Here is a 13,757-nt window from a genome sequence, read left to right on the forward strand (position 1 = left end):
CGGGCGGTCCGAGTGGATCGGGACTCGGACGGCCCTGGGAAGGTGGTCGGGACGCGGAGCGTCAGGCGCGGTGGGCGTCCCGGCCGGCCAGGGCCGGGCGCCGGACCCGCGGGCGGGCGACCAGGAGGAGCCCCCGCGCGGCCGGCGCGACGGCCACGTCGATCAGGGCATGCGTGAACATGTCGGCGACGCTAGCGGCGTGCCGGCCCGGCCGCGACGGGTTTTCTCACAGGTCGACCGTGCGCCCCTGCGAACGGGCGGTCTCGGCGGCGTCGAGCACCGCCACCACGTCCCGGCCGAACCGCACGTCGCAGCGGTGGTCGCGGGTGCCGGCGTCCACCTCCGCCAGCAACTGGTCGAGCGCGACGCCGAACGCCTGGAGCGCGCTGCCGTCACCGGGCGGGATGCTCTCGGTGCCGTTCGCGCCGAACAGGACGACGTCCCGGGTGACCGCCTCGGCCGGCGCGTCGAGGGTGAGCGAGAGCGTGCTCGTCGCGCCGCCGTCGTGGGTGAGCAGCAGGTGCACCAGGCCGCTCGGCCCGTCCATCGCGGCGACCCGGGTGACCCGGCCGAGCACCGGCAGGATCAGCGACAACGCGTGCGGGCCGATGTCCCACAGCGCGCCCCGGTCGCGCCGCCACTGCGAGTCGCCGTACGGGTTGCCGGGCTGGTAGATCGAGGCGAACATGGTCCCCCGGGCGTGCTGCCAGCCGCCGGCCGCCGCGGCCGAGGCGAGGACCCCGGTGACGTTGCTGTGGAAGCGCTGGGTGAAGAACACCACCGAGGCCACCCCGGACGCCTCGGCGGCGGCGACCACCCGGTCGGCGTCGGCGAGGCTCAGCGCCAACGGCTTGTCCAGCAGCAGGTGCCGCCCGGCGGTGGCGGCCCGGACCGCGATGTCGGCCTGCACGTCGGGCGGAAGCGCCACGGCGACCGCGTCGACGGCGTCGAGCAGCGCGTCGACGTCGGTGAAGGCGGGCACGCCGTGCCGGGTGGCGAGCGCCGCCGCCTTCTCCGGGTTCCGCCCCCACACGCCGGCCAGTTGGGCCCGCGGGTGGGCGTCGATGGCGGCGGCGTGCGTCTCCGCCGCCCAGTGACCGGTACCGAACAACCCGAACCGCACCCAAAACCCCCTGCCGTCGTCGTGGGCCATCGGCATACGCCGGGACCGTGATCCACGCTAGTCGTCCGGCCCGTTCGGCGCGCCCCGACCCGCGCGCAGAGCCGCTACTACAGCGCTTAGTAGGCTGGCCCGGTGAACGACACTGCGTCGATGACCAGCGCCGCGGCAGCCGGCTCGCCGGTGGACGGGCTCCTCCCCACGCTCGCGATCGTGCTGTCGCTGGCGGTCGCGGTCTGGGCCCTGGTGGCGGCGGTACGCCACCGCCCGCCGGACCGGGTCCAGCTCGTCGGCCTGGCCGTGGTGGAGGTGGCGCTGCTGGCGCTGACCGTGGTGGCGCTGGTCGCGCTCGGCGGTGGTGACCGGCCGGGCGAGCCGGGCGCGTTCTTCGGCTACCTGGTGACGCTGGTCTGCCTGCCGCCGCTGGCCTGGGTGCTGGCCCGGATGGAGCCGACCCGGTGGGGTTCGGCGATCGTCTGCGCGATCTGCCTGGTCACGCCGGTCGTGGTGGTGCGGTTGCAGCAGACCTGGGAGGTCGTCGGTGGCTGAGACGAGGGCTTCCGAACGCGCCACCAACCGCGGGCCGGGGCGGCTGCTGATCGCGGTCTACATCCTCTTCGCCATCGCCGCGACGTCGCGGGCCGGGCTCCAGATCGCCACGAAGTTCGACGAGGCGCCGGTGGCGTACCTGCTCTCCGCGCTGGCCGCGCTGATCTACATCGTGGCGGCGGTCGGGCTGGCCCGGGCCGGGCACGCCGGCCGCCGGGTGGCGCTGGCCTGCTGCTCGGTGGAGCTGGTCGGGGTGCTGGCGGTGGGCGTGTTGAGCATCGCCGACCCGGAGTTGTTCCCGGACGAGACGGTCTGGTCCGACTTCGGCAGCGGCTACGGCTACATCCCCCTGGTGCTGCCGGCGCTCGGCCTGCTCTGGCTCCACCGCACCCGGCGCTCCCTCCCCTGACCGTTACCCCCCGCCCCGCGCTCTCTCCCGGAAAGAGTGGCCATGGAGCGCGAAATGGCCCCGCTTTCCGAGAAAGAGGGGCCATCCGCCATAGACGGGGGTGGGTCAGTCCTTGGGGCCGCCGGCGACGTAGATGACCTGGCCGGAGACGAAGGACGCACCCTCGCTCGTGAGGAACGAGATGGTGTGCGCGACGTCCTCCGGGCGGCCGGCACGGCGGACCGGGATCTCGGCGGCGGCGTGCTCCTGGAGCGCGGCGAAGTCGACCTTCATCCGGGCCGCGGTGGCCGCGGTCATGTCGGTGACGATGAAGCCCGGCGCGACCGCGTTGACGGTCACCCCGAACGGGCCCAACTCGATGGCGAGCGTCTTGGTGAAGCCCTGCATGCCGGCCTTGGCGGCGGCGTAGTTCGCCTGGCCCCGGTTGCCCAGCGCGGACGTGCTGGACAGGTTGACGATCCGGCCCCACCTCCGCTCGACCATGTGCTTCTGCGCGGCCTGGCTGAACAGGAACGCGCCGCGCAGGTGCACGCCCATGACGGTGTCCCAGTCGGCGTCGGTCATCTTGAACAGCAGGTTGTCGCGGAGCACACCGGCGTTGTTGACCAGCACGGTAGGCGCGCCCAGCTCGACGGCGACCCGCTCGACGGCGGCCTCGACCTGGGCCCGGTCGGCGACGTCGGCGCCGACGCCGAGCGCCCGGCCACCGGCGGCGACGATGCCGTCGACGGTCTCGCCGGTGGTGGACTCGTCGATGTCGACCACGGCGACGGCCATGCCGTCGGCCGCCAGCCGGCGGGCGGTGGCCGCACCGATGCCGCGCGCGGCTCCGGTCACGATGGCGACGCGGGGCTCCTCCGACATGATTACCTCCCGGTAACTTGGCTCGATCGGAGGAGCCTAACCCGCGTCACGCCGCGCTACCGCGCCCCACCCCGGCAGAGCCGGATCCAGCGGTAGCCGTGACCGTTCAGCTTCAACCGGTCGAGCTTGCCCACCTCGTCGTAGTTGCGGTCGCTCAGCACGTCGATCGGCAGGTCCGCCTCGGGCGCCAGCGTGCTCAGGTCGACCTCCACGTCCTCGGTGCCCAGGTTGTGCAGGAAGACCATCGTCCCCGTCGGCCCGTCGGCGCGGTGCGCGAGCACCCCGGCCGGCATGGGCACGTCGATGTGGGTGGTGCTGCCGGAGCCGACCTCCGGGGCCTCCCGCAGCGTACGGATCATCCGCTCGAACCAGCCGAGCAACGAGCGCGGGTCCTTGCGCTGGGCGGTGACGTTGACCTGCTGGTAGCTGTACTCACCCTGGTCGATCACCGGGCGGACCAGCTTCTCCGGCTCGGCGGTGGAGAAGCCGGCGTTCTCCTGGTAGGACCACTGCATCGGGGTACGGATCGCGTCGCGCCCCTTCAGCGTCAGGTCCTCCCCCATGCCGATCTCCTCGCCGTAGCGCAGCACCGGCGTGCCGCGCAGCGAGAACTGGAGCGCGTACGCCAGCTCGATGTGCCGGCGGTCGTTGCCGAGCATCGGGGCGAGCCGGCGGCGGATACCCCGGCCGTAGAGCTGCATGTTCTCGTCCGGCCCGAACTTCGCCAGCACGTCGTTGCGCTGGTCGGCGGTGAGCCGGGACAGGTCGATCTCGTCGTGGTTGCGCAGGAACGTCGCCCACTGGCCGCCGGTGGGCAGCTTCGGGGTGTCGCGCAACGCGTCGATGATCGCCTCCGGGTCCTCCCGGGCGAACGCGAGCATCAGCCGGCCGTTCATCATGAAGTCGAAGAGCATGTGGATCCGGTTGCCCGAGCCGCTGCCGTCGCCGAAGTAGACCGGCAACTGGTCCGGCTCGACGTTCGCCTCGGCCAGCAGCACCGCGTCGCCACGTCGCCACTGCACGTGCTGGCGCAGGTCGGTGAGGAACTCGAAGTCCTTGGGCGCGTTCGGGTTGCCCGGCTCGGTCTTCTCGATGATGAACGGCACGGCGTCCATCCGGAACCCGGAGACGCCGAGCTGGAGCCAGAACGAGGTGATCTTCTTGATCTCCGCGCGGACCTTCGGGTTCTCGATGTTCAGATCCGGCTGGAACTTGTAGAAGCGGTGGTAGAACCACGCCTTGGCGGTCCGGTCGTAGGTCCAGGTCTCGTGCTGCTCGCCCGGGAAGACCATGCCCTGGTGCCGGTCGTCCGGCTCGTGGTCGGCCCAGACGTACCAGTCGCGGTACGGCGAGTCGGGCGAGGACCGGGCGGACTGGAACCACGGGTGCTGGTCCGAGGTGTGGTTGACCACCAGGTCGATGATCACCCGGATGCCCCGGTTCTGCGCCTGGTGCAGCAGCTCGGCGAAGTCGCCGAGCGTCCCGAGTCGCGGGTCGACGTTGTAGAAGTCGGTCGCGTCGTACCCGTCGTCCTTGTTGGGCGAGGGGTGGATCGGGTTGAGCCAGAGGCAGGTCACCCCCAGCCGGGCCAGGTAGTCCAGGCGACCGATCAGCCCCTGGAAGTCACCCACCCCGTCGCCGTCGGAGTCCGCGTACGTGTCGACGTCGAGGCAGTAGACGACCGCCTCCTGATACCACCTGTCACCCATGCGGGCTCTACTTCTCCGAACGCGCGCGCCGGCAAACCCGGTACCGTGCCGGCATGAGCGAGGACACCGACTGGTCCGGCGGGACGTGGCTCAACCCGCCGGAGCGGGTGGAGGCGGTCGACGGCGGGCTGCTCGTCGAGCCGCGCGGCGGCAGCGACTTCTGGCGGCGCACCAGCTACGGCTTCGTACACGACGACGGTTCGGCGCTGCTCGCGCCATTCGCCGTGGACAGCGCCGTGGAGGTGTCCTTCCGGCTCGACTACGCCGCGCAGTTCGACCAGGCCGGCGTGCTGGTCCGGGTGGACGAGCGACGGTGGACCAAGGCCGGCGTCGAGGTGAGTGACGGCGTGCCGCAGGTCGGCGCCGTGGTGACCGACGAGTTCTCCGACTGGTCGGTGGCGCCGGTGCCGGAGTGGGCGGGACGTGACGTGACGGTCCGGGTGAGCCGGGCCGGCGACGCGTTGACGGTCCGGGCCCGGGTCGACGCCGAGCCGTGGCGGCTGGTGCGGGTCGCGCCGCTCGACCCGGCGGCGGCGGCCACGGCCGGGCCGTACTGCTGCTCGCCCAGCCACGGCGGCCTGCTGGTCCGCTTCACCGGCTGGCGGCGGGGGCCGGCGGACGCGGCGCTGCACCCGGACGGTTAGCCGGATCACCGGCGGGTGTGAGCCAGGCTCGCACGGGTACTACCCCCGGATCTCCGGCACCCGTGTGGAAGGACCGCCATGGCCCTGGCCCAGAACGTCGATCCGAACCAGTTCACCGGGCTGACCGGGTGGGTGGCGAGCGTGATCGACGCGTGGGGCGCGATCGGCGTGGCGCTGCTGGTGGCGCTGGAGAGCATCATCCCGCCGATCCCGAGCGAGATCGTGCTGGCGATGGCCGGCTACCTCTCCGCCGAGGGCCGCTTCAACGTGGTGGTGATCGTGCTGGCCGCGACCGCCGGCTCGCTGCTCGGCGCGCTGGTGCTCTACTGGCTCGGCGCGGCGCTCGGCGAGGACCGGCTCAAGCGGTGGCTGGACCACATCCCGCTGGTCGACCTGGAGGATCTGGAGAAGGCGGACCGCTGGTTCGAGCGGCACGGCCGCTGGGCGGTGCTGATCGGCCGGGTGGTGCCGGTGGTCCGCAGCCTGGTGTCGATCCCGGCCGGCGCGAACCGCATGCCGTTGGGCGAGTTCGTCCTGCTCACCACGCTGGGCAGCGGGGTGTGGAACACGCTGATCGTGGGCGCCGGCTTCCTGCTCGGCTCGCGCTGGGAGGACGTCGACCGCTACAGCCAGTGGTTCAACTACGCGATCTTCGCGGTCTTCGGCGTGATGATCGTGAGCTGGGCGGTGAAGAAGGTACGCCGGCGGCGCGCCCGGCAGTCGGTGACCGCCGGGCGCTGACCACCGACTCAGCGGCGGAAGGTGAACCAGTTGACGTTGACGAAGTCCGACGGCTGGCCGCTGCTGAACGTGAGGTAGACGGTGTGCCGGCCGGTCACCGCGCCCACGTTGCCGGGCACCGAGGTCCAGGTCTGCCAGCCGCCGGTGTTGCCGACCGCGAAGCTGCCGATCGGCGGCGCGGTCGGGCTGTCCACCCGCACCTCCACCAGGCCGCTCACCCCGGCCGCCGCGCCGGACGCGACCCGGGCCACGAAGTCCCGTGGCGGCGTGGAGCCGAAGTCGACGTTGTCGTAGCGGGCCCAGTCACCGTTGGCCAGGAAGCCGATGTCCTGCCCGCCCTCGGCGCACGTCTCCACCTGCACACCGTTCTGCGCGTTGAACGACTCGGCCTGGATGGTCGCGTACGCGTCCCGCACGCCGCCCGGCGGCGGCGTGGTCGGCGTCGGTGAGGGGTTGCCGCCGCCACCCCGGGAGTAGACCGCGACGTAGTCGACGAGCATCGGTCGGCCCGACACGGTCGACGCGGTCGGCGTGGCGGAGCCGGCCACCCCGTTCGGGAAGCCGCCGCCCATCGCCACGTTGAGCAGCAGGAAGTAGCCGGCGTGGCTGGTCATCTGGGTCCAGTACGGCTCGCCGACCTGGCTCTGCGTGACGGTGTGGAAGAGTTGGCCGTCGACGTACCAGCGCAGTTGCTGCGGGCTCGCCGAGGTGTCCCACTCGAACCGGTAGGTGTGGAACGCCGACTGGCAGGTGCTGCCCGGACAGGCCCGGGACGCCCCGCGGCCGTTGAACTCGTCGCACGGGCCGCCCGGCGCGACGCCGCAGTGCAGCACGCCCCAGACCGAGTTGATCCCGTTGACGTTCTCCATCACGTCGAACTCGCCGATGCCCGGCCAGTTCTGGTAGTTGCCCCGGTAGGGCGAGCCGAGCGCCCAGAACGCCGGCCAGTAGCCGGCCGCGGCGGCGCCTGTCACGTTGGGCATCTGGATCCGGCCCTCGATCGCCAGCACGCCGCCGCTCGGCGGCTTGAAGTTGCTGCGTACCGTCTCGATCCGGGCCGAGGTCCACCGGCCGGCAGCGTCCTTGAGCGGGGTGATGCGCAGGTTGCCGCCGCCGTCCTGGGCGAGGTTGGCGGTGCTGGAGGTGTAGGTCTGGATCTCGCCGGTGCCCCAGTTGGCCGGGCCGCCGGGATAGCTGGTGCCGGTGTCGACGATCCAGTTGGCCGACGAGGGCAGCGTGCCGGCCGCGCCGGTGAAGTCGTCGCTCCACACCAGGTTCCACCCGGCGGGCGGGGACGGCACGGCCGCCTGCGCGGTCATCTGGACGCCGGCGAGCGCGGTGGTGGCGGCGAGCACGGCCGCGGCCAGGCCGAGCCGGCGGCGGGACCGGGACGTGGTGGTGGGGGCGGCCGGGGCCGCCGGGATCGGGTTCATTCGGGGTGCCTCTCTGCGGGGACGGGGGCGGAGAGCGCTCTCTAAGCGCGATTTGTACGCGCCCGTTCCCGCATTTGTCAACAATCTTCAATGAATGGCGGTGGCGCTCGGCGGTCAGGAGGACTCGCGGACCAGCGGGAAGGGCAGCGTCTCCCGGATCGACCGGCCGGTCAGCAGCATCACCAGGCGGTCCACGCCGAGCCCCAGCCCGCCGGTCGGCGGCATCGCGTACTCCAACGCGGTGAGGAAGTCCTCGTCCAGCTCCATCGCCTCCGGGTCGCCGCCGGCCGCCTGCAACGACTGGGCGGTGAGCCGCCGCCGCTGCTCGGTCGGGTCGACCAGCTCGGAGTACGCCGTGCCCAGCTCCATCCCGTACGCCACCAGGTCCCAGCGCTCGGCCAACCGGGGATCGCGCCGGTGCTGTCGGGTCAGCGGCGAGACCTCGGTCGGGAAGTCGAGATAGAACGTGGGCGCCTCGGTACGCGCCTCGACCAGCCGCTCGTACAGCTCCAGCAGCACCGCGCCGGTCGCCCAGCGCGGATCGAACGGCACCCCGGCCGCGTCGGCCAGCTTGCGCAGCGCGGCCAGCTCGGTGTCGGCGGTGACCTCCTCGCCCAGCGCGGCCGAGACCGCCTCGTGCACCGTCCGGGTCGGCCACTCCCCGCCCAGGTCGACCAGCTCGCCGCCGGGCCGACGGGCCACCGGCGCGCCGTGCACCGCGGTGGCCGCCGCCACGATCAGCTCCCGGGCCAGCGCCCGCATGTCGTGGTAGTCGGCGTACGCCTGGTAGGCCTCCAGCACGGTGAACTCGGGGTTGTGGGTGGCGTCCACGCCCTCGTTGCGGAACGCCCGGCCCAGCTCGTAGACCCGCTCGATGCCGCCCACGGCGAGCCGCTTCAGATACAGCTCCGGCGCGATCCGCAGACTCAACCGCAGGTCGTACGCGTTGATGTGGGTGACGAACGGGCGGGCGTTGGCGCCGCCGTGCACCCGTTGCAGGATCGGCGTCTCCACCTCCAGGAACTCGCGCCCGGCCAGCCCGGCGCGCAGGCTGTGCAGCGTCGCGCCGCGCGCCCGCACCATCTCCCGGGCCGCCGGGTCGAGCGCCAGGTCGAGGTAGCGCTGCCGGACCCGCGCCTCCGGGTCGGCCAGCCCGTGGTGCTTGTCCGGCAGCGGGCGCAGGCACTTGGCGGTCAGCTCCCAGCCGGTCACCCGCACCGACAGCTCGCCACGCCGGGTGGCGTAGACCTCGCCGGTGGCGCCCACGTGGTCGCCGATGTCGACGGTGGACCGCCACCGGTCCAGGTCGTGCTCCAGCAGGAGTTGGAGGTCGCCGCTGCCGTCACGGACGGTGGCGAAGAGGACCCGCCCGTGGTCACGGACCAGCAGCACCCGGCCGGCCACCCCCACCGTCTCGCCGGCGCCGGTGTCCGGGGCCAGCCCGGCGTGCCGTGCCCGCACCGCCGCGCAGCTCGCCGTGCGCGGATAACCCACCGGGTACGGGTCGACGCCCTCGGCCCGCAGCCGGTCGAGCTTCGCCAGGCGTACCCGGATCTGCTCCGGCCGGCGCGCGACGGGCGGCTCCGGCGGGACGGCCCGGACCGCCGCGGCGGCCGGCGGCACGTAGTCGATCCCGCCGCCGGCCGGCGGCACCCCGTGCAGCGGGGCGGGCCGGCCACCGGGCAGGGCCAGGAAGCCCTCCGCGGCGACCGCCGCGAGACCCACCCGGGCCAACTCGCGGCGCTCGGCGAAGCAGAGGTAGCGCGGCGACCAGTGCGGTTGGTACTTCGCGTTGGAGAGGTAGAGCGACTCGAGCTGCCACCAGCGGGAGAAGAAGAGCAGCGTGTGCCGCCAGGCCCGGATGATCGGGCCGGCGCCGATCCGCGCGCCCTGCTCGAACACCGACCGGAACGCGGCGAAGTTGAGCGACACCCGGTCGACGCCGAGACGCGGGCCGGCGGCGAGCAGCGCGGCCACCATGAACTCGGTGACGCCGTTCTCGGCCGTCCGGTCCCGACGCATCAGGTCCAGCGACACCCCGTGCGTGCCCCACGGGCTGAACGAGAGCAGCCCGCGCACCCGGTGAGTGCCGTCGCGCGCCTCGACCAGCACGCAGTCGCCGTCGGCCGGGTCGCCGAGCCGGCCCAACGCCATCGAGAAACCGCGCTCGTGCCCGGTGTCCCGCCAGGCGGTGGCCAACGCGGCCAGCTCGGCCAGCTCCTCCGGCGGGATCTCGGCGTGCCGGCGGACCCGGGCGGTGTAGCCGGCCCGCTCGACCCGGTGCACCGCCTGCCGGACCGGGCGCATGTCCCGGCCGTCCAGGTCGAACTCCCGGGTGTGCAGGATGGCCTCGTCGCCGAGCTGGAGCACCTTCAGCCCGTGCCGGCGGTACGCCCGCGCGCCGGCCTCGCTCGCGCCGAGCACCGCCGGCGTCCAGGCGTACGCCCGGGAGTGCTCCAGCCACGCCTCGATGGCCGGCCCCCACGCCTCCGGGTCGCCGACCGGGTCGCCGCTGGCCAGGCTGACGCCGTTGACCACCCGGTAGGTGAGCGCGGCCTTGCCGCTGGCCGAGAAGACGGCCGCCTTGTCGCGCCGGGTGGCGAAGTAGCCGAGCGAGTCCCGTTCGCCGTGCCGGGCGAGCAGCTCCCGGATCCGCTCCTCCTCGCCGGCGTGCAGCACCGCGTTGGCCCGCTGCGAACGGACCAGGGTGAACAGCGCGGCCAGGAACGCCGTCGCGCCGAACGCGCCGAGCAGCAGGTTGACCCAACCGGGCGCCTGGCCCCGGCGGGTCAGGTCCAGCGTGATCGCCCCACCGAAGACCTTCTCCACCGCGTAGCCGAGCCGGTCGGACCAGGTGTGCAGGCTGCCCGGCTCGACCAGGAGCAGCAGGTAGCCGAGGCCGACGAAGGCGGCGGCCAGGCCGGCGAGGACGCCCAGCGCGCGCCAGGTGCTGCCGGGGCGGACCCGGGCGTAGAACTCCCGCCGGGCGGCCATCAGCAGCGCCACCGCGGCGGCGGCGAACGCGATGCCGACCCAGACGCCGATCGTCTCCAACGTGCCGAAGAGCCGCTGGCCGGCGGCGTGGTTCAGCTCGTTGGCGCCCACCATCAGCAGCAGCCCGCCGGCGGTCAGGCCGACCACCAGCGTGAGACTGAAGTAGACCAGCAGCACCCACCAGGCCAGCCGCTTGCGCCGTCGGGCCGCGGCGGCCAGCACGCCGAGGAAGACCGCGTACGCGAGGTTCGCCGGCGCGGGCACCAGCAGCGCGTCGATCGCGTTGCGGACCGGTTGGACGTCGGCGGCCACCGCGCTGCTCAGCGCCGCGAGCGCGCACACCGCGGCGATCACCGCGAGCAGGATCGCGAAGGCGCGCGGGACCTGGGCGCGTACGCCGGTCACCGTCCGCGACGTGCCGTTCGGAGTCACCATGACCTCCTCCGGCCCGGCGACCGCCCGCCGGGCCGGCTCATCGTAGTCCCGCGTTCCGTCGCCCGGCGGCCCTCCGCGGCGTCGTGGCGCGCGACCGGGCGGACGAATCGGGCCGACACGCCGTCCGGTGCGTTTCCGGGCCCGGACACGGTGGGTAACAGGGCGTCGACCACGCGGCACGGTGCCGCGACCGGTCCGGAGGAGACGGTGGTGACCATGAGCGGCTCAGTGGCGGAGCGGGAACGGAACGCCGCCGCGGGCGGGACGGACCTGCTGACGGTCGGCGTGGAGGAGGAGTTCCTGCTCGCCGATCCGCACACCGGGACCGCCGTGCCCGCCGTCGACCTGGTGATGGAACAGGTGCCGGCCGAGCTGCGGGGCCAGGTGGAACGCGAGTTCCAGACCAGCCAGATCGAGATCGGCAGCCCGCCGGGGCTGGAGCTGTCCTCGATCCGGCACTCGCTGGGGATGCTCCGCGCCGAGCTGGCCGACGCGGCCGAGCGGGCCGGCGTACGCCTGCTGGCGATCGGCACCGGCCCGGTCGACGGACCGGTCCCGGCGGTGGTGGACAAGCCCCGCTTCGACCGGATGATCGAGCGGTTCCGGCTGCTGGTGCCCGGCCCCGGCAACAACGGCATGCACGTGCACGTCGGCATCCCGGACCCGGACACCGGCGTGCACGTGCTCAACCACGTCCGGCCCTGGCTACCGATCCTCCAGGCGGTCACCACCAACTCCCCGTTCGCGCGGGGCGCGGACACCGGCTACGCGAGCTGGCGTTCGGTCGAGTGGGAACGCTGGCCGTCGGTGGCGCCCACGCCCTACCTGGAGTCGCACGAGCACTACCAGCGGCTGATCCGGCAGCTCATCGCCAGCGGCGTGATGCTGGACGAGGGGATGCTCTACTGGTACGCCCGGCTCTCCGCCAAGTACCCGACCGTGGAGATCAGGATCGGCGACGTCTGCCCGTCCGTGGACGACGCGGTGCTGGTGGCCGCGCTGGTCCGGGGCCTGGTCGCGACCGCGCTGACCGACATCGCCGCCGGCCGGCCGGCCATCAACACCGATCACCACCTGCTGGTCGCCGCGCACTGGCGGGCCGCCCACGACGGGCTGGAGGGCCAGGGCGTCGACCTGACCGACGGCGAGCTGCGCCCGGCGTGGGAGCTGCTGGACCGGCTGGTCGACCGGCTCCGCCCGGAGCTGGACCGGCACGGCGACCTCGACCGGGTGACCGAGCTGCTGGACGGGCTGCGCCGGCACGGCACCGGCGCGGCGCGGCAGCGGGCGGTGTTCGCGCAGACCGGCAAGCTGGTCGACGTGGTCGCCGACGTGGCCCGGCAGACCCGTGGTTGAGCTGCCCCGCGGCCCGGTCACGGCGTGACAGGATGAGCGGCGTGGCGGAGCGGATGATCGTCGTCGGCGGGGACGCCGCCGGCATGTCGGCGGCCTCCCAGGCGCGGCGCCGCCGCGACCGGGCGGACCTGGAGATCGTCGCGTTCGAGCGGGGGCACTTCACGTCCTACTCGGCCTGCGGCATCCCCTACTGGATCAGCGGTCTGGTGCCGGAACGCGACCAGCTCGTCGCCCGCACCCCGGCCGCGTTCCGCGACGAGTTCGACATCGACGTCCGGACCCGGCACGAGGTCACCGCGATCGACCTGGGCACCCGCGAGGTGGTCGCCCGGGACCTCGACGGCGGCGGCGAGGTCCGCGCCGGCTTCGACACCCTGGTGTACGCCACCGGCGCCACCCCGGTGCAGCCGGAGTGGGCCCGCGACGAGGTGGCCGGCGTGTTCGGCGTGCAGACGCTCGACGACGGCGCCGCGGTGCTCGACTGGCTCGAACGCGAGCCCCGGCCGCGGCACGCGGTGGTGGTCGGCGGCGGCTACGTCGGCGTGGAGATGGCCGAGGCGCTGGTGCACCGCGGGCTCTCGGTCCAGCTGGTCGAGCAGTCCGCGCAGCCGATGGCCACCGTGGACCCGGACATGGGCGAGCTGGTCGGCGAGGCGATGCGCAAGGTCGGCATCGGCATCCGCACCGGGCTGACCGTCACCGGTCTCCAGGAGCGGGACGGCCGGATCGCCGCAGTGGTCACCGACGAGGGGCCGATCCCGGCCGACGTCGTGGTGCTGGGCCTCGGCGTACGCCCCAACACCGCGCTCGCCGAGGCCGCCGGCCTGCCGCTCGGGCCGTCCGGCGGGATCCGGGTGGACCGGCGGATGCGGGTGCCCGGCGTGCCCGGCGTGTGGGCGGCCGGCGACTGCGTGGAGAGCCTGCACCGGGTCAGCGGCATGCCGGTGCACATCCCGCTCGGCACCCACGCCAACAAGCAGGGCCGGGTCGCCGGGATCAACATCGGCGGCGGGTACGCCACGTTCCCCGGCGTGATCGGCACCGCCGTCACCAAGGTCTGCGAGCTGGAGGTCGGGCGCACCGGGCTGCGCGAGCGGGACGCCGCCGAGGCCGGGTTCGAGTTCGTCACGGTGACGGCCGAGTCGACGAACCGGGCCGGCTACTACCCGGGCGCGCAGAAGATGACCGTGAAGCTGATCGCCGAGCGGCCCAGCGGGCGGCTGCTCGGGGCGCAGATCGTCGGCTGGTCCGAGGCGGCCAAGCGGATCGACGCGTTGGCCGTGGCGCTGTGGAACGGCATGACGGTGGACGAGATGACCGCGCTCGACCTGGGCTACGCGCCGCCGTACGCCCCGGTGTGGGATCCGATGCTGATCGCCGCCCGGAAGGCCGTCGACGCCCTCGCCCAGAGGTAAGGCGGGGCCCCCTCTTAACGCCTTCTGCATAGGAGGGTGCCCCGCTTAACATCCGGCTCCCTGTCAGGGGGTGGGGTTATCTTGTGCG

Annotated in this window: 11 protein-coding genes; 6 read left to right on the top strand and 5 right to left on the bottom strand. The window is 73.4% G+C overall.

What is annotated here, in order from left to right; translation table 11 throughout:
* Window positions 1–226: 226 nt before the first annotated feature.
* Window positions 227–1,153 (bottom strand): Gfo/Idh/MocA family protein, encoded by a 927-nt coding sequence (locus ACH495_RS05795; RefSeq protein WP_396856615.1) that lies wholly within the window; start codon window positions 1,151–1,153, stop codon window positions 227–229.
* A gap of 120 nt (window positions 1,154–1,273) precedes the next feature.
* On the opposite strand from ACH495_RS05795, the gene ACH495_RS05800 reads away from it, so the two are divergent.
* Both ACH495_RS05800 and ACH495_RS05805 read left to right on the top strand, forming a co-directional pair.
* Window positions 1,274–1,669 (top strand): hypothetical protein, encoded by a 396-nt coding sequence (locus tag ACH495_RS05800; RefSeq protein ID WP_396857317.1) that lies wholly within the window; start codon window positions 1,274–1,276, stop codon window positions 1,667–1,669.
* Window positions 1,662–2,078 carry a hypothetical protein gene (locus ACH495_RS05805; RefSeq protein WP_396856616.1) on the top strand — a complete coding sequence of 139 codons (417 nt, stop codon included), beginning with the start codon at window positions 1,662–1,664 and terminating at the stop codon, window positions 2,076–2,078. The genes ACH495_RS05800 and ACH495_RS05805 overlap by 8 nt, the downstream gene beginning before the upstream one ends.
* Window positions 2,079–2,183: 105 nt before the next feature.
* On the opposite strand, the gene fabG is transcribed toward ACH495_RS05805, so the two are convergent.
* Together fabG and ACH495_RS05815 are read right to left on the bottom strand one after the other, a co-directional pair.
* Entirely contained in the window at window positions 2,184–2,942 is a 759-nt protein-coding gene (fabG, locus tag ACH495_RS05810) for a 3-oxoacyl-ACP reductase FabG (RefSeq protein WP_396856617.1), read from the bottom strand.
* Window positions 2,943–2,998: 56 nt separating this feature from the next.
* Window positions 2,999–4,651, bottom strand: a complete 1,653-nt coding sequence (locus ACH495_RS05815) for an alpha-amylase family protein (protein ID WP_396856618.1) — start codon at window positions 4,649–4,651, stop codon at window positions 2,999–3,001.
* A 53-nt stretch (window positions 4,652–4,704) separates the two neighbouring features.
* Here ACH495_RS05815 and ACH495_RS05820 point away from each other — a divergent pair, with 53 nt between their 5' ends.
* Complete coding sequence (locus ACH495_RS05820) at window positions 4,705–5,295, top strand: DUF1349 domain-containing protein (RefSeq protein ID WP_396856619.1); 591 nt, start codon at window positions 4,705–4,707, stop codon at window positions 5,293–5,295.
* A 78-nt stretch (window positions 5,296–5,373) separates the two neighbouring features.
* Window positions 5,374–6,036, top strand: a complete 663-nt coding sequence (locus ACH495_RS05825) for a DedA family protein (protein WP_396856620.1) — start codon at window positions 5,374–5,376, stop codon at window positions 6,034–6,036.
* Window positions 6,037–6,044: 8 nt separating this feature from the next.
* Here the strand turns inward: ACH495_RS05825 and ACH495_RS05830 are convergent, their stop codons facing one another.
* Window positions 6,045–7,469: a carbohydrate-binding protein gene (locus tag ACH495_RS05830; protein ID WP_396856621.1), complete on the bottom strand. Its 1,425-nt coding sequence runs from the start codon at window positions 7,467–7,469 to the stop codon at window positions 6,045–6,047.
* Window positions 7,470–7,583: 114 nt separating this feature from the next.
* Window positions 7,584–10,898: a bifunctional lysylphosphatidylglycerol synthetase/lysine--tRNA ligase LysX gene (gene lysX, locus ACH495_RS05835; protein ID WP_396856622.1), complete on the bottom strand. Its 3,315-nt coding sequence runs from the start codon at window positions 10,896–10,898 to the stop codon at window positions 7,584–7,586.
* 207 nt (window positions 10,899–11,105) lie between these two features.
* On the opposite strand from lysX, the gene ACH495_RS05840 reads away from it, so the two are divergent.
* Window positions 11,106–12,254: a glutamate--cysteine ligase gene (locus ACH495_RS05840; protein ID WP_396856623.1), complete on the top strand. Its 1,149-nt coding sequence runs from the start codon at window positions 11,106–11,108 to the stop codon at window positions 12,252–12,254.
* A gap of 41 nt (window positions 12,255–12,295) precedes the next feature.
* Window positions 12,296–13,669, top strand: coding sequence for an FAD-dependent oxidoreductase (locus tag ACH495_RS05845; RefSeq protein WP_396856624.1), 1,374 nt, complete (start codon window positions 12,296–12,298; stop codon window positions 13,667–13,669).
* The last annotated feature ends 88 nt before the right edge of the window (window positions 13,670–13,757 follow it).

Source organism: Micromonospora sp. NPDC018662, assembly GCF_044391475.1.
Taxonomy (GTDB): domain Bacteria; phylum Actinomycetota; class Actinomycetes; order Mycobacteriales; family Micromonosporaceae; genus Micromonospora.